The organism is Thermodesulforhabdaceae bacterium (assembly GCA_037482015.1).
Taxonomy (GTDB): Bacteria; Desulfobacterota; Syntrophobacteria; order Syntrophobacterales; family Thermodesulforhabdaceae; genus JAOACS01.
This window is the reverse complement of the sequence record JBBFKT010000001.1, coordinates 859,028-875,452: the sequence shown is the minus strand read 5'-3', so window position 1 is coordinate 875,452 and position 16,425 is coordinate 859,028. Positions and strand designations below refer to the sequence as shown.

Annotated in this window: 13 protein-coding genes; 5 read left to right on the top strand and 8 right to left on the bottom strand. The window is 44.5% G+C overall.

The window, feature by feature from the left end; genetic code table 11:
* Positions 1-143: 143 nt before the first annotated feature.
* Together yedF and selD are read left to right on the top strand one after the other, a co-directional pair.
* A complete protein-coding gene (gene yedF, locus WHS38_04030; GenBank protein ID MEJ5300137.1) occupies positions 144-863 on the top strand; it encodes a sulfurtransferase-like selenium metabolism protein YedF in 720 nt (239 codons plus the stop codon).
* A gap of 62 nt (positions 864-925) precedes the next feature.
* Positions 926-1,978 (top strand): selenide, water dikinase SelD, encoded by a 1,053-nt coding sequence (gene selD, locus WHS38_04025; protein ID MEJ5300136.1) that lies wholly within the window; start codon positions 926-928, stop codon positions 1,976-1,978.
* Between the two features lie 49 nt (positions 1,979-2,027).
* Here the strand turns inward: selD and WHS38_04020 are convergent, their stop codons facing one another.
* The 5 genes from WHS38_04020 to WHS38_04000 all read right to left on the bottom strand — a co-directional run bounded on the left by WHS38_04020 (position 2,028) and on the right by WHS38_04000 (position 9,574).
* Positions 2,028-2,297: a c-type cytochrome gene (locus tag WHS38_04020; GenBank protein MEJ5300135.1), complete on the bottom strand. Its 270-nt coding sequence runs from the start codon at positions 2,295-2,297 to the stop codon at positions 2,028-2,030.
* Between the two features lie 197 nt (positions 2,298-2,494).
* On the bottom strand, positions 2,495-6,979 hold the full coding sequence (locus WHS38_04015; protein ID MEJ5300134.1) for an FAD-dependent oxidoreductase: 4,485 nt from the start codon (positions 6,977-6,979) through the stop codon (positions 2,495-2,497).
* Positions 6,980-7,071: 92 nt separating this feature from the next.
* Entirely contained in the window at positions 7,072-7,932 is an 861-nt protein-coding gene (locus tag WHS38_04010; GenBank protein ID MEJ5300133.1) for a CoB--CoM heterodisulfide reductase iron-sulfur subunit B family protein, read from the bottom strand.
* 19 nt (positions 7,933-7,951) lie between these two features.
* Positions 7,952-8,548, bottom strand: a complete 597-nt coding sequence (locus tag WHS38_04005) for a 4Fe-4S dicluster domain-containing protein (GenBank protein ID MEJ5300132.1) — start codon at positions 8,546-8,548, stop codon at positions 7,952-7,954.
* Between the two features lie 123 nt (positions 8,549-8,671).
* Positions 8,672-9,574 (bottom strand): glycine cleavage system protein H, encoded by a 903-nt coding sequence (locus WHS38_04000; protein MEJ5300131.1) that lies wholly within the window; start codon positions 9,572-9,574, stop codon positions 8,672-8,674.
* Positions 9,575-9,775: 201 nt separating this feature from the next.
* Here WHS38_04000 and WHS38_03995 point away from each other — a divergent pair, with 201 nt between their 5' ends.
* Genes WHS38_03995 through WHS38_03985 form a run of 3 tightly spaced genes read left to right on the top strand, consistent with a single transcriptional unit; the run spans position 9,776 to position 13,340 of the window.
* Entirely contained in the window at positions 9,776-11,401 is a 1,626-nt protein-coding gene (locus WHS38_03995) for an ATP-binding protein (protein MEJ5300130.1), read from the top strand.
* Positions 11,402-11,413: 12 nt separating this feature from the next.
* Positions 11,414-12,775 carry a sigma-54 dependent transcriptional regulator gene (locus tag WHS38_03990; GenBank protein ID MEJ5300129.1) on the top strand — a complete coding sequence of 454 codons (1,362 nt, stop codon included), beginning with the start codon at positions 11,414-11,416 and terminating at the stop codon, positions 12,773-12,775.
* 1 nt (position 12,776) lies between these two features.
* Positions 12,777-13,340: a hypothetical protein gene (locus WHS38_03985; GenBank protein MEJ5300128.1), complete on the top strand. Its 564-nt coding sequence runs from the start codon at positions 12,777-12,779 to the stop codon at positions 13,338-13,340.
* A 51-nt stretch (positions 13,341-13,391) separates the two neighbouring features.
* On the opposite strand, the gene WHS38_03980 is transcribed toward WHS38_03985, so the two are convergent.
* Genes WHS38_03980 through WHS38_03970 form a run of 3 tightly spaced genes read right to left on the bottom strand, consistent with a single transcriptional unit; the run spans position 13,392 to position 16,407 of the window.
* The gene (locus WHS38_03980) at positions 13,392-14,948 is read right to left on the bottom strand and encodes an acyl-CoA carboxylase subunit beta (GenBank protein MEJ5300127.1); all 1,557 of its coding nucleotides are present in this window, start codon (positions 14,946-14,948) and stop codon (positions 13,392-13,394) included.
* 35 nt (positions 14,949-14,983) lie between these two features.
* The gene (gene acd, locus WHS38_03975; protein MEJ5300126.1) at positions 14,984-16,141 is read right to left on the bottom strand and encodes a glutaryl-CoA dehydrogenase Acd; all 1,158 of its coding nucleotides are present in this window, start codon (positions 16,139-16,141) and stop codon (positions 14,984-14,986) included.
* 50 nt (positions 16,142-16,191) lie between these two features.
* Complete coding sequence (locus WHS38_03970) at positions 16,192-16,407, bottom strand: acetyl-CoA carboxylase biotin carboxyl carrier protein subunit (GenBank protein MEJ5300125.1); 216 nt, start codon at positions 16,405-16,407, stop codon at positions 16,192-16,194.
* Positions 16,408-16,425: the final 18 nt, after the last annotated feature.

Genomic DNA, 16,425 nt, shown 5'->3' with positions numbered 1-16,425 from the left:
GGAGCCATCATCTATTATCACGATCAACAAATCCGCTTTGTATTGCTTTTTTCTATTTGCACGCTTTTTTCCTCGCCGTGATACTGATAAACGTAGTTTCAACTTGCTAGATGGGCAACGGAGGCACTTTAGGACGTGCTTCTATGTCCTTACAGGAAAAACAAAGTGGCAAGAATATTCACAGGCGAGGTGATAAGATGGAACGATTCCTGGACTGTAGAGGGTTAGCCTGCCCTGCTCCAGTTCTAAAAACCAAAGAAGCGATAGAAGAACCTGGTATAATCAAGATAACAGTTCGTGTTGACAATCCTGCCGCTCGAGACAACGTATCTCGATTTCTTAGCCGATCAGGTTACAGAGTTTCATCCGTTCAGGAAGGAAACGATTTTTTAATTACAGGCGAAAAAGAAAAAACCAGTGTTTCTTCTATCCAGGAGCCTTTACCTTCCGAACTTACCTGCGCAATACCGGCGACGTCACCGGAACTACCTGTAAAGACCCTCATCATTATAGCAACCGACCGGCTGGGAAGGGATGTCGATCTTAATAATCCATCACCTACTTCTAATACCCCATCACTTGGTGAAGCTCTCATGAAAAATTTCATCGCCACTCTTAAAGAGATGGGCTCTCATCTCTGGAGACTTGTTTTTCTTAATTCGGGAGTAAGACTAACAATAGACGATTCACCTGTTCTTAACGATTTGATCGAACTTGAAAAATCTGGAATAAGCATTCTGGTCTGTGGAACATGCCTGAATTTTTATGGGCTTCTTGACAAAAAGAAAGTTGGTGAAACCACAAACATGCTGGACATTGTCACATCTATGGACGTAGCTACTAAAGTGATAACGATAACCTGAGGCAGCAGATTGATCATGCCCAGCTAAGCAAAATATATATTCCTCGGAGGGGATCTCAGGTAATGACGATTCAACAAAAGGTCAATCTTGCGGAAACGGTAAAAGCGGCAGGTTGAGCTGCTAAAATCGGGCCCGGCGTGCTCGCAGAATTGTTGAAGGATCTTCCCGTGGAGCATGACGAGAGAATTCTTGTCGGAAAGGAAACGTCCGATGATGCGGGAGTGTTTCTTCTCAACGAACAGACTGCTCTTGTGCAAACGGTAGATTTCTTTACTCCGATGGTAAACGATCCCTATGATTTTGGACGCATCGCTGCAGCCAATGCTCTAAGTGACATTTACGCAATGGGAGCAACGCCTCTTACTGCAATGAATATTGTTTGTTTTCCCACAAAAAAGATGGATCTTTCCTACCTCAAAGAAATTCTTCGAGGAGGACTCGATAAAATTCACGAAGCTGGAGCCGTACTTATCGGTGGGCACAGCGTGGAAGATGAAGAGATAAAATATGGGCTTTCAGTTACGGGTATCATCGAACCCGATAAAGTGCTCACAAATGCGGGAGCTCAACCGGGAGATGCTATCGTTTTAACAAAACCCATCGGAACCGGAATCCTTGCAACAGCCCTCAAAGGAAAGTTAATTTCTGAAAGCGATATTTTTGAAGCAACGGAATGGATGGCCACTCTGAATAAAACCGCTTCAGAGATTGCCAGGAACTTTACCGTTCATGGATGCACGGATGTTACAGGCTTTGGGCTTCTTGGACATCTCCTGGAAATGGCTTTGGCAAGTAAGGTGGTTGTAGAAGTAAGAGCTTCCTCAGTTCCGATACTTTCCAGGGTTTACGATCTAGCTGCAATGGGAATTATCCCTGCTGGAAGTTACGCCAATAGAAATTTCTGCTCCCACCAGCTTGAAGTGGACCCTTCTGTTGACTCAGTTCTCCTTGACATTCTTTCTGATCCTCAGACTTCCGGGGGGCTTTTGCTGAGTCTTCCTCAGGCGGAGGCTTTTGACCTCGTAGCACAGCTAAGAAATCGAGGGCTTACAGCCTCCGCCATCATAGGGCATGTTATAGACAAAGGGCGAGGTAAGATTATACTGCAACAATAAAATCAATGCTATATTTCAAGCCTCCATCCTAACTTTAAAGAACCATCCCTTATTTAATGCCGTAATTATTAGATAGAAATTCTATGATTATTTGTGCCTCTTCATCAGAGATGTTACTGCCTTTTTTATTTTTCATCCTTAAAACTGTTTTTTCCCAGTCCTGTTTTGACTTCCTTAAAGATTTAGGTTTTTCTGATGAATGACAGGCATTACACTTTTTTTCAAATAACTGTCTGGGGTCATCTCCATAACTTTCGATATTCAAAAAAGCAAGTGCTAAAAGCAAAAAGAACAAGATTAAAAAAGCTTTTTTAAACATTATCTCTATACCTCCTTATAGAATAAATTAAGCTGAACAAAAATAAAAAAACCCCGAATATGTGATTTGCCAGTGTAGAGGCAACACATCCGTCGCCCCTACAATCCTATATCTGTAATCCTATCGCCAGGAAAACCCCTCATGGAAAAATTTTTCTAGCACTCTCAATAGAAGCGAGGCCTTTCCCAAATTATCCCCTAAACTAATGCCCTAACCTTTGCCAGAATTTGCTCGTCAGTGTATAGTTTCAATTCAATAGCTTTACCCGGGCAGGCAGCTACACAGGCACCGCAACCCTGACAAACAGCCGGATCTATGAAAGCCGTTGATCGTCCGTTCTGCTCTATTATGGAAGGTGCCCCATAAGGACAGGTTCTAACACAGGTGAGGCAGCGGCTACACTGTTCAGGGTTAACTACCGATATGGCCCCACCGACCGTAAGAAATTTCTGTCTTAGAAAAGTCGATGCACGGGCGGCAGCTCCTTTAGCCTGACTGATGCACTCTTCAAGGAATTTAGGCCCCTGAGCCAGACCGCATATGAATATTCCCGGTGTTGCCGTATCTATAGGTTTAAGTTTAATGTGAGCTTCCATGAAGAATCCGTCGGGATCCAAACTAAGCTTAAAAACCTTTGAAAGCCTTTCGTTGTCTTCAGATGGAACAATTCCAGTGCTAAGAACAACAAGGTCGGCAGGAATCCAGATAGTGCGATTAAGTACAGGATCTTCATAGCGGACACGAAAAACTCCCGGGCCTTTACGTTCTGACTCCTTCTGAGGAATAATTTCAGGAGGAGATTCTACATTGAACCGCAGAAATCTGACTCCCATGGCTCTGGCTTCTGCATACAGTAGTTCCTTATGTCCAAAGGTTCTAATGTCTCTGTAAAGGATCGTTATCTGAGAAGGTGGACACATCTCCTTGTAACAAATAGCGTTAGCAACGGCAGTTGTGCAACAAATACGGCTACAATAAGGATGTTCCGGGTTTCGGGAACCAACACACTGGATCATGACGATGTTGTGAGCGTCTTTCAAAATGGGATCGTTAATCGCCACGGCTTTTTGAAATTCTCTCTGAGTAAGCACTCGATCGCTACTACCGCGTAAATAGTCTGAACCAGGGTATTCTATGGCTCCGGTAGCGACAATAATAGACCCCGCCGTTATAATCTCCTGTTCTCTTTTTTGGTTTTTATGAAGTGTAAGAAGAAAAGCTCCAGGTCGGCCTTCACATCGCACCACTTCAGTATCCAGCAAAATCTGGATACATTCATTGCGAGTTACTTCTTCGATAAGTCCTTTTACATAATCCTGAACTGGAGCTCCAGAATAGTGGAAATAATGCCATTGTAAGGCATTCCCCCCTAGTTTTGACGACTTTTCGATAATCGTTACCGGATATCCCTGGCGAGCAAGCTGTAGAGCTGCAACCATGCCGGAGGGTCCTCCACCTACCACCACAGCACTTTGATGAATAGGAATACGAACATCTTCAAGAGGCTCAAGAAGGCGAGCTTTTGCTACCGCCATTCGCACTAAATTTTTCGCCTTTTTTGTGGCTTTGTAAGGATCATCAGCGTGCACCCAGGAACACTGATCTCGAATATTTGCCATTTCAAATAGATACTTGTTTACACCTGCATCTTCTATCACTTTACGGAAGAGAGGTTCGTGAGTCCTGGGAGAACAGGACGCAACTACGACACGGTTTAGATTGTATTCTCTAATGGCATCTCTAATTCGTCTTGTTCCATCGGAAGCACAGGCAAATAAAAGATCTTCAGCAAGCACAACATTTGGCAAGGCGCGAGCATATTGAGCAACAGCCTTTACATCCACTACCCCGGCAATATTTATTCCGCAGTAGCAAACAAAGACCCCTATTCTTGGTGAGAAATCATCAATCTGGAGCGATTCACGTTCCTGCTTTTTTATTTTATCTTGTTCTGTCTCAGCTTCAGGGAGCTTATCCACCCGGAGAAGTTCTTGAACGGAGGATGCAGCTGAACAGGCTTGAACAACAGAATCCGGTATGTCTTTGGGTCCCTCTGCCATCCCACACACTACAACACCTGGCAAAGCAGTTTTAACCGGATCGAAAGGATCGGTCACAATAAATCCATAACGATCTGTTTGGAGCCCCAACTTTTTAGCCATATCTTCTGTAAAAGGCGACGGAACAATACCAACAGAAAGAACAACAAGATCGAATATCTCAGTTTTCAATTCGTTGGATTCATCGACATAAGAAACTTCTATCTTTCCGCCTTCCGGGGCTTCTATTATGCGAGATATGCTACTCTTTACAAACCTTACGCCGTATTGATTTTTTGCTCGCTCATAATATCGTTCAAATCCCTTACCCATGGCTCTGACATCGATGAAGAAAATAGTCGATTCCACTTCAGGATCATGATCCTTTGCAACCATCGCTTGCTTCATAGAATACATGCAGCAAACACCCGAACAATACTCCCGTCCAATAGAAGAATCCCTTGATCCTACACATTGGATCCAGGCGATCCGTTTAGGATGGCTTCCATCTTTAGGGCACTTTACTTCGCCTCCCGTTGGACCTGAAGCGGCAAGCATTCTTTCAAATTCAAGGCTGGTCACAACATTGGCGTATCGACCATAACCGTATTCCTGCTTAAAAAGGGGATCGAAAGTTTTAATTCCAGGGGCAACGATCACTCCCTCTACGGACAGTTCAATCTCTTCCGGTTTCATCCTGTGGTTAACAGCGTGAACAAGGCAGACATCTTCACATCGGTAGCATTCGGAACAGATACCGCATTCAAGGCACCTTTCTGCTTCTCGAAGGGCTTCTTCCTCGGAAAATCCCAAGAATATTTCATCGAAGGATTGCAGACGTCTTTCCAAGGGTATCTTTGAATATTTTACTCGACGCTTTCGGGGCTTTATACGGAAGGGTTTTTCAGGAACGGAAAGGAAAAAGTCCCTCCCTTCTAAAAGATCTTTCCCTTGAAGAAAACGATCGATCGATATGGCGGCTTCTTTGGCTGATCCAATAGCTAAAACCACTGTTGCAGGACCTAAAACGGCATCACCGGCGGCAAATATACCAGGGACAGAAGTTTCATAAGTTTTAGAGTTCACCCAGATAGTGCCCCATCTGTCAAGTTTCAGGCGAGTCTCGGACGGTTCATGATCGAGCATTGGAAATCTTACTCGCTGACCTATAGCTCCTATTACAGTATCGGCTTCTAATTCAAAAAAACTTCCTTCGATGGGTATGGGGCGACGTCTTCCACTTTCGTCTGGCGTCCCCAGCCTCATTCTGATGCACTTAAGACCTTTCACCTCACCTTCTTTATTTCCTAGAATTTCAACGCAACCGGTCAAATACTCAATGTGGATACCCTCTTCTTCGGCTTCTTCAAGATCCTCCCATACGACAGGCATTTCAGCTTTGCTTCTACGGTAAAGTATAGTCACTTCTTCAGCACCTAGTCTTTTAGCAGTCAACGCTGCATCGATAGCAACGCTTCCCCCTCCGATAATAGCTACCTTTTTACCCGGAGAAGGCCGACTTCCGCAACAGACCGCTCTTAGAAAATCTATACCGGCATAGACATTTTTAAGGTTTTCTCCCGGAATTCCGAGCGGCACAGGTTCCCAAGCTCCTACTCCTACAAAAATGGCATCAAATCCTTGCTGTCGAAGCTGGTAAAGAGTGAAGTCACGTCCCCAGGCTACCCCTGTTCTAATTTCAACTCCAAGCTGCTTGATTATTTCAATTTCTCTACGCACCACTTCCCGATCCAGCCTGAAGGAAGGAATGCCATACTCGAGTAGCCCCCCGGGTTTTTCCAAAGCTTCGAAGACAACCACTTCGTAACCTTCAATAGCAAGGTAATAGGCCGCTGTAAGCCCTGCAGGGCCGGCTCCAACTACAGCGACTTTTTTATTTTTTGATGGCTTCTTTTCGGGAACGTAGGGATTAGCTGAGAAAAGATCCAGATCGGCCACAAAGCGTTTTAGCTTTTCGATCGCTACGGGTTCGTCCTGTCTTCCGCGATAGCATGCCGTCTCACAGGGATGGGGGCAAACTCTGCCGCACACAGCCGGGAAAGGATTGTCTCGCTTAATCAGCTTTATAGCTTCATCATAGAGCCCTTTTCTAATCAGAGCGATAAATCCTTCGATACTTATCCCGGAGGGACATGCCGCCTTACAGGGGGCTGTTCCAGCTTTTTCTATGGCATAAGCTGAGGGAATCGCTTGAGGAAAGTGTTTGTAAGCTGCTCGCCTTAAAGAAAGCCCTTGGTTAAAAGTATCGGGAAGATCGATGGGACACACACTGGCACATTGTCCACAGGCTGTACAAAGGTTTTCATCAATAAAGCGGGGGAACTTGCTAATTTTTAGAATAAAATTGCCTGGGGTTCCAGAAAGACCTATGACTTCAGAACGGGTCAGAATCTCAATGTTAGGATGTGCGTTAACTTCAAGGAACCTTGGAGAAATCATACAAGTTGAGCAGTCGTTGGTGGGAAAGGTCTTATCGAGTTGAGCCATTACACCGCCAATGCTAATGTCTTTTTCTATGAGATACACATGGAAACCACTATTAGCTAGTTCAATACTTGCCTGCAGTCCAGCAATTCCCCCACCAATAACTGCAACGGCAGCTTTAGTAAGTTCTGTTCCCATAAAATTCCCCTCTTAAAAAGAGAAAAAATCCCGCCATCACACAAGTTAGTGAGATAGCAGGATTATATTTTATAAACTACGAGAACCAATTTTTACAGCAGACCACATTCTCTAAGGGTTGGCACGGGATCAACCACGTGGCGAGAAAGCCAGCTAACCTGACGTTCATCTCCTAAAGCTAGATTTATAAGTTCGGTGAAATAAAAGATTGGAATCTGATAACGTTCCCCGAAATGCTCTGAAATCTGATCCTGATACATATCGAGATTAGCGTGGCACATCTGACATGAAACCACTATACCATTTGCGCCCAGGGCAAGGGCTCTATCGTAAAGGCGCTTTACAAGGGCAAAAACAAGATCTGGTCGAGCAACCGTATGTCCTGCTCCGCAACAATCGGTCTTAAAGGGCCAATCAATCGATGTTGCTCCAAGAACTTCCACCAACTTATCCATCTGAGTGGGATTTTCATAATTTTTGGCGTCCGTGATTCTTGGAGGACGATTTACCATACAGCCGTAATATGAGACGAGTTTTAATCCTTCGAGAGGTTTTTTAATAAGATCGGAAATTTTATCGAGCATCTCAGGAGTCGTCAGATAGAAAAGAAGATCGTAGATTTTAACGGTGCCGCGAAAAGGATATTTTTGAGTGAGTTCTGGATGGGTATTTTGAAGAAGGTGTTTTTCTGCGTTTTTAAGTCGATTAAAGCAGAGGGCACAGGGGACAACTATATCAAGTCCTTTTTCCTCTGCAATCACAAGGTTTCTCGAAGGAAGTTCAAGAGCAATAAGTTCGTCTAAACTGTGAGCTGCCGTAGCCCCACAACAGGTCCAACCGTCAAGTTCAATAAGTTCAACCCCAAGACGTGAGCAGGCAACTTCAAGGGAATCACGATAATCCTTAGCCGTCCCTTCGAGAGAACAACCTGGGTAAAGCGTAACCTGAACCATCTTTCATATCCTCTCCGAATTAGTTCATTTTAGACTCAGGAAGCCCGTGTCCATTAGTATGAACTCGAGGTGGAAACAATCTCATTCTGCGATTTTTCAAAAGAAACAGTCCCAATTTTATATCGCGCCATATCGATCCATTTTCTAGTTTTTGCTTCCATGCTCCGGATTTCAATAGATAATCAGTAAGAATCTTCGGCTCGTGAACTCTCCCGGTTTTAAAAATATTTTCGAGAAAAACTTTCTGGAAAGCATAACTGGGGTTGTTTTTATAGTTTACCAGACCTTTCTTATGAGCTTTTTGTTTAAGATAATCCATTACTCCGGCAATATCTATTCCATTCGGACATCTGGTTGTGCAGGTTTCGCAGGAAGAACAAACCCAGATAGTGCGGCTTTTTAGAGCCTCATCCTCTTGCCCAAGTATTATAAGCCTTATAATCTGATCTGGATAATAATCCATCGCAAAAGTCAAAGGGCAACCGTTAGTGCACTTCCTACATTGAAAACAGGACAACACAGGATTACCCGTTTCTCTGGTAATTTCTTCTGCTAGAAGGAAATTAATCTCCTTTGGAGCTTCCTCTTGCACCTGTTCGAATCTATCTTCCATCATGATAAATCCCTCCTAAGACCCATAATAGCGCGCATAATTTTTACCACCCCTCCTAATATCATCATGACTTGCATCAACATTTTTTAGTTCCAGCTTTCCCAAGCTAGTTTCATATATTCAACATTATAATATACCTTTTTTGCGTATCAAGAATTTTTCAATCAGCCGATCCCAACCCACAGATTTTAAATTGCCGTAGATATCATCAGGTCTTTCACCACCAGTTGCGGCAAGAGCCATACCGTAGAGTTCTTCAGCGATCGCATCCAGTTCTCTAACTTCTGCCTTTAACCAGCTTTCTGCATCTTCTCGATACAGCAAAGACTCCGGGATCAACCGAAGATCGTCTGGCTCAACCATAAGAAGCCAACCTTCACCATAAGGATCATCTTTGGCTCGATCAGGATCAAGGATCGTCTTATAATTACGGGCAACCACAGTTCCACTTACAGGCGAAAGAATCGGCGAAATTTTTTCTTCCCGCCTGACCACCCATCCTTTATTAGAAGCCGTTATCTGCATTCCAATTTCTGGTAAACGTATCTCATCGAGGAAACCCATCAAGCGCCAGGCAAAGTCGTCCATTCCTACTCTCACCAACCCACCATATTCCATTCTAGCCCAGCTATGACCTGGATGATAAAAATAGTCCACAGCCAACCCAAAGCCTCCCACCATAAGAATTTTTACCACACCAGGAAACTCTGTAAGCTGACGTTCATACATTTCTTGATCAAACTCGCATCTGGAACATTCATAGGCATAACTGCAGACCCTCGCACCAACATTCCCGCTAATCGCATAGCGACAGAGCTTTTCTGGCGCATTCCGCAACATTTCTTCGCGCCAGCTTTCAAGAGCATCTCCTTCGCGAATAGCTTTCTGCATGGCTTTATCAAAGGAACAGGTTGTGCAATCATAAGCATTTTGGCAGAGCTTAAAGTTAACAACCCCTGCCTTCATCCAGATGCATTGCTGTTCCTGGATGCCAAACACCACCTGCCTGGTTCTTTTTTTGGGCTTCATTTTAATCCCCCCTTTCAACTGTCCGATCTTATCTTTAGCAATATCAGTGCCACAAAAGTTAAGTCCGTCAAAACCAAGTATTTACAGGGAAAACCCAAATTCAAAGTTGACAAAAGAGCCTTAAAAAGTGTTGAATTTTTATACAGAGTGATGGAAATTGCTTCACTCTGGAAAACTCCAACAAAAAGGAATCAAAATCTGATGGGACGGGCTAAAAGTAGTTCCAAAAAAAGATCAGAAAAAATCCTTCCTGCATCATCACAGCCAGATCAACAAAGATTGATTCGGAACGAAGGGGAAAATAACAAAAAGCCGATGAGAATTGCCATCATCGGGGGTGGAAGGCGTTGTAGATCACTACTCGAGATGATAGATGCAGAAAGGTTTCCATGGCTTAATGCCGAAATCGTTGCTGTGGTTGATCCTAACGACCAAGCCGTGGGAGTGCAACTCGCCAAAGAAAAAAATATCCCTACTCTAGGGGATCCAAAGGAACTTTACGGGGTCCCGGAACTTGATCTGGTTATAGATTTAACAGGTCGGGAAGAACTTCTTAAAGAGTTTGCCAACGGAGGACATCCGACCGTAAAAGTCCTTGGAACAACCATATCTCGCCTTTTTATAGATCTGATACAACTCCAGGAAGAACGGCTTTTTAGAGAGCGACAACTGGCACTTATAGAGAGTATCGTGGAAACGATTTTCTCAAGCATACGAGACCGGGTAATGATTATGCAACCTGACATGAAGGTTCTCGATGTAAATGACGCTCTTCTGGAATGGCTTGGTATGAGAAAAGAAGACGTCATTGGAAAACCCTGCTATCAGATCACTCACCGCTTTGCCGAACCTTGCAACGCCCACGGCGTCCACTGTCCTTTGAAGGAATGCATAGAAACAGGTGGAACCGGACATGCTATTCATGAACATGTGGATCGAAATAACGTTGTAAGATATTGCGAAATCAGCACGGTTCCATTGAAGAATCCCAAGGGAAATGTCGAAGCAGTTCTGGAAATTGTCAGAGATATTACGGATGAATTAGAAAAAAAGGTCGAACAGAAGACAAGAGCATTTAAAAAAGACCTTGCTCGGCTTATCCACGAAGATAAGATGATCGCTCTTGGAAAGCTCGTCGCAAGTGCGGTTCATGAAATTAACAATCCTCTTTCCGGCATTCATGCTCTTGCTCGACTCATGAAAAACCGTTTTGAAGATTCCACACCCCTTGACGATGCCGAACGCCAGCAATTTTTATATTATCTCCAGCTTATAGATCAGGAATCGGCTCGCTGCAGTAACATAGTAAGTAACCTTCTCTCCTTCGCCCGCCAGCAAAAGATGGAACGCCGCTACTTCGACGTAAATGAACTCATCCAGCGGGTAATACTTCTTAGCAAACACAAAATGGACTTACAGCAAATAAACATTGTAACCGACCTTGCAGATAGCCTTCCCCAGGTTTACGGCGACCCAGGACAAATCCAGCAATGCCTTATAAATCTCGTCTTTAACGCCGTCGAAGCTATGCCCAACGGCGGAACTCTAACCATAAGAAGTGCTTATGAGAGTTCGAGAAATCAGATACGTATTGACGTTATTGATACCGGCGTAGGAATCCCAAAAGAACTTATCTCGCAGATTTTCGAGCCGTTTTTTTCCACAAAAGGCAAGGAAAAAGGTGTAGGGCTTGGTCTTTCGGTGGTTTACGGAATCATTAAGGAGCACAAAGGAAGCATTTATGTTGTAAGCGAACCCGGGAAGGGTTCAGATTTCATTGTGCGGCTACCCTGTGCTGAACCTAAAGTGGACGACCTTATTAGCTAAGGAGAAATATTCATGGCCCACATTCGTATCCTAGTCGTTGATGACGAACTGATTGTGCGGGAATCTCTAATAGGATGGCTCCGAAAGGGCGGTTATGATGTGGATTCGGCATCAACCGGGACGGAAGCCCTAAAACGCTTGAAGGAAAAAGATTACGACCTTGTTTTCCTCGATATCAAAATGCCCGACATGAGCGGCATAGACGTGCTGAAAAGCCTGAAAGAACTTTACCCTAACACTCTAGTTGTAATGATTACCGCTTACGGATCTGTTGAAAACGCTGTGGAAGCCATGAAACTCGGGGCAAGCGACTATCTAATGAAGCCTTTTGAACCCGAACACCTCGTTCTTCTTGTTGAAAAACTACTCCAGCAGAAAAAGCTTATAGACGAAAATATTTTTCTTAAAGAACAGGTATCCAAACGCACCCGTTACCAAGAACTGGTTGGAGCAGCACCCTGCATGCAGAAACTTTTTGAAATGATAGAAGAAGTGGCAACTGTTGATTCACCTGTTCTAATTCGAGGAGAAACTGGCACGGGTAAAGAACTCATAGCAAAAGCTATTCACGCAAAGAGTTCCAGACGCTTTGGGCCTTTTATCGCTATAAATTGCGGTGCCTTTCCTGAAAGCTTGCTGGAAACTGAGCTATTCGGACACGAAGCAGGTGCATTTACTGGAGCTATCAAAGCTCGTAAAGGTCGCTTAGAAATAGCTCACGGTGGAACTTTATTTCTTGATGAGATAGGCGAAATTCCTCTCAAAATGCAGGTTGATCTTCTCCGCGTCCTCGAAGAAAAACGTTTTCAGCGGGTGGGTGGACGCGAATATATACCCGTGGATTTCAGGTTTATTTCCGCTACGCATAAAGATCTCGAAGAAGAAATTCGCCAGGGACGGTTCCGCAAAGATTTTTACTTTCGTATAAACGTCATCGAAATCCCAGTGCCACCTCTTAGGGAAAGGAAAGAAGACATTCCTCTTCTTGCTCAGCACTTCTTACAGAAATTCCGGCGAGAAACCAACAAGCTCGTTACCACAATATCCAAGGACGCTCTAAATCTTCTCGGATCTTACGAATGGCCCGGTAATGTCCGGGAATTAGAAAATGCTGTAGAACGAGCCGTAGTGCTTGCCAAATCCAGAGTGCTTACCAAAGAAGACTTCGCCTTCCTCATGCGCCATAAACCAATCTACGATGTATCAGAAGAACCCAAATCTCTAGAAGAGGTCGAACGTCACCACATTGAGAAAATTCTTCAGGAAACCGACTGGAATATAAGCCGGGCAGCCAAAATTCTCGGCGTAAACCGCACGACTCTCCATGCCAAGATAAAGAAGTATCAACTCTCTCCCTCCAGTCGCACAGAGTAAAATGATCACAAAGCGACCCGTAATCATTGGTATAGTTAGCGTCGGCAAGCTGGGAACTCTTATTCCAAAAGTTGTTTCGGCTTCTATTCAGGGAGTGCTTGACGTTCCCGTTGATATTATCGGGAAGATTGAAATTCCTGAAGAAAGTTTTTTGTTGGACCGCCGACAATACGATGCAGGAATTATCCTGAAAGCGCTTGAGAGTGTATCATCAAATCATGCCTGTATTGTGGGTATCACCAGCGTTGATATATGCATCCCAGTGTTCACCTATGTCTTTGGCGAAGCTCAACTAGGAGGCAAAACAGCCATAGTCTCTACAGCAAGACTCCACAGAGGCGAGATAGGGGAAGCCGTGCCTGAAAATGTATTTTACGAACGAATAGTCAAGGTGGTTCTCCATGAGACAGGTCACGTTTTTTCGCTTTACCATTGTGACGACGAAAACTGCTTGATGAAATTCAGTTCCCGCCTTGATATGCTTGATAGACTTCCAATCTTGTTTTGTGATCGATGTTTATTTCTTCTCAGACGATTTGTTCGACTAGCGGAAAAGAGTATCTGAAAAAGCCAAAACCTGGCGGGATCAAGTTTTCCCCCAGGTTTTGTTTGCAACCTACACCGGCGTAATGCCGTGCTTTCTGTCAGGTGATTTCTCCACTTTGTTCAGGGTCATTTCAAGAGCTTTAATGAGCTTTATCCTGAGTTCAGCAGGCTGAATGATGTCGTCCACATGCTGAAGGCTTGCCGCATAGGTCGGATTAACATACTTTGCCATAAACTCAGCCTCTCGAGCCGCTCGAGTTTCCTCCGGATTAGGTGATGCGGCTATTTCCTTCCTGAATAGTATATTCACAGCCCCTTGAGGACCCATAAGGCAGATTTCTGCAGTGGGCAGGGCATATACAATATCAGCTCCTAAATCCTTGCTGCACATAGCGAGGTAACCACCTGCGTAGGCTTTCCTAACCACACAGGTAATCTTGGGGACGGTTGCTTCTGCGTAAGCGTAAAGCATCTTTGCGCCGTGACGGATGATTGCATTATGTTCTGATTTTGTTCCGATGAGAAACCCCGGCACATCCTGAAGATTAATAAGTGGAATATTAAAAGCATCGCAGAACCTGATGAAGCGTGATCCCTTATCGGAAGCGTTGTAATCGAGAGCTCCATTATATTTTAACGGGTTGTTTGCCACAATCCCGACCACATGACCGTTAAGTCTGGCAAAGCCTATGATGAGATTGGTCGCAAAGTCCTTTTTGATTTCGAAAAAAGAACCCTTATCGACAATCGCTTCTACCACCTTTCTCATATTGTAAAGTTTCTTTTGATCCGTAGGAATAATCTCTTCGAGTTCTGGAGTCCGGCGATCTGGCGAATCATCTGGAGTTCTATAAGGGGGTTTTTCTTTGTTGTTAAGAGGCAGGTAGGAAAGAAGTTCTCGAGTCCTGGCAAGACATTCTCGATCATCAGCCCATGTGCCGTCCGAAACTCCAGTGATCCTCGCATGGACTTCAGGGCCCCCAAGAGACTGTTCATCCGTCTTTTCATAAACCACTGCCTCCACAAGAGGCGGACCGGCTATGAACATGGAACTCGTCTTATCAACCATGAATATGAAATCCATAAGAGCAGGAGAATAAGCCTGTCCACCTGCAACAGGCCCCATAATGAGAGCAATTTGAGGAACGACCCCCGATGCCTGCACATGGCGATAAAAGAGTTGGCCGTATTGAGACAGAGCTCCCATCTGTTCAGTCACTCTAGCTCCACCAGAGTCGTTTATACCAACCACAGGATAGCCATAGGTTCTTGCCATGTCGATGATCTTGCAAATCTTTTTACCGTGCCGCTCACCAAAAGTTCCAGCTACAACAGTAAAATCTTCGGCGTAGATCATGCACCCTCTGCCATTAACTTTCCCAAGACCAATAATCACGCCATCGGCTGGAAGTTCTTTTTTATCCAGCCCGTAATCTCGCCCAATATGAGTTGCAAAAAGATCATATTCTTCAAAGCTACCAGGATCACAAAGCAAATCTATACGCTCTCGTGCCGTAAGTTTGCCTTTGGCGTGCTCCTTCTCCTGTAATTCCTTCCCCCCGCCCTCTCTGAGATGAGCTTTCCTTGCCTCCAGTTCCTCAATAAGCTCCTTCCAGCTCTTTACCATAAACTTTTTCCCTCCCCAGTGATAAATGACCAGATTTAACGGTTCGGCTGATAACCGAGAGCAATACTTGAGATGACGAGTTTCTGGATGTTGGATGTGCCTTCAACAATTTGATAGGATTTAACATCGCGATAGAACCTGGCGATAGGATATTCGGTAGAAAATCCGTAAGAGCCGAAAATCTTCATGGCCTCGTTAGCCGCTTTGACAGCTACTTCCGAAGCATAATACTTGGCAATAGATGTTTGAAGTTGATTAGGTTTTTTCGCATCCTTTAGATAAGCCGCCTGATAAACTAGGAGTTTTGCGGCTTCGTGTTCTGCAACCATTTCGGCGATCTGAGCCTGAATCATCTGAAATTTTCCTATGGGCTGACCAAACTGAGTGCGTTCGTTACAGTATTTAATTGCGGCTTCCAGACATGCACCCGCTACGCCAAGGGCTCCGGCAGCACAGCTAAGACGAGTGTTATTTAGCATCCACATGCATATCTTAAAACCATCTCCTACCTTGCCAAGCACAGCATCTTTGGGAATGCGAGCATCGTCAAAGATAATTTCACCAGTGGGGGAACAGGGCAATCCCAGTTTAGTTTCAATAGCTCGAGTTTCAATTCCGGGAGTGTTGCGAATATCCACAATAAAGCAAGTCATCCCTTGATATTTTTTCTCACGATCGGTGTAGGCATAAACAAGTCCCACATCACCCACAGGAGCGTTGGTAATCCACATTTTCTGTCCATTAAGGATCCAGCAATCTCCACCGTCTCTTGCAGTAGTTCGCATTCCCGCCACATCAGAACCTGCGTTAGGTTCGGTAATTGCGAAGAAACCAAGCCATTCTCCTGATACCCACTTGGGAATACAGGTTTGCTTTTGTTCTTCCGTTCCAAATTCGGCAACGGTCAAAGCAGGACCTATGTTTTGCATATTAAAGGGCAGTCGCCAGGAAGGGGACACCTTTGCAATCTGTTCCGTCATGAGAACCGATTCCAGGAAGCCCATCCCGTTTCCGCCGTATTCTTCAGGAATACAGCACCCAAAGAAACCAAGTTCCCCCATTTTACGGACTCGTTCCCTCACAAACACATGATTTTTTTCTTCTTCTTCGAGTGTAGGGAGGATTTCCGTTTCCGCAAACTTTCTGGCCTGCTCCTGCACCATTCTTTGTTCTTCTGTCAGCTCAAAAATCATACCTTCACCCCCTTTGAGTTTCACTCAATCCTGGACTGAGTAACTTCGCTTTATTCAATGATAGCGAGTAGATCATCCTCTTCTATTCTGTCCCCTTCAGAAACCTTTATTTCTTTAACTACGCCGCTGCAGGGTGCGAAAATACTCGATTCCAGTTTCATTGATTCCATCACGATAATTTCCTGATCTTCTTCCACTCTATCGCCCACTTTGACTTTAATTTTGACGATTTTTCCGACCATCGGAGCAAGCACCTTACAACCCATTTTCAAACCTCCTCTTTA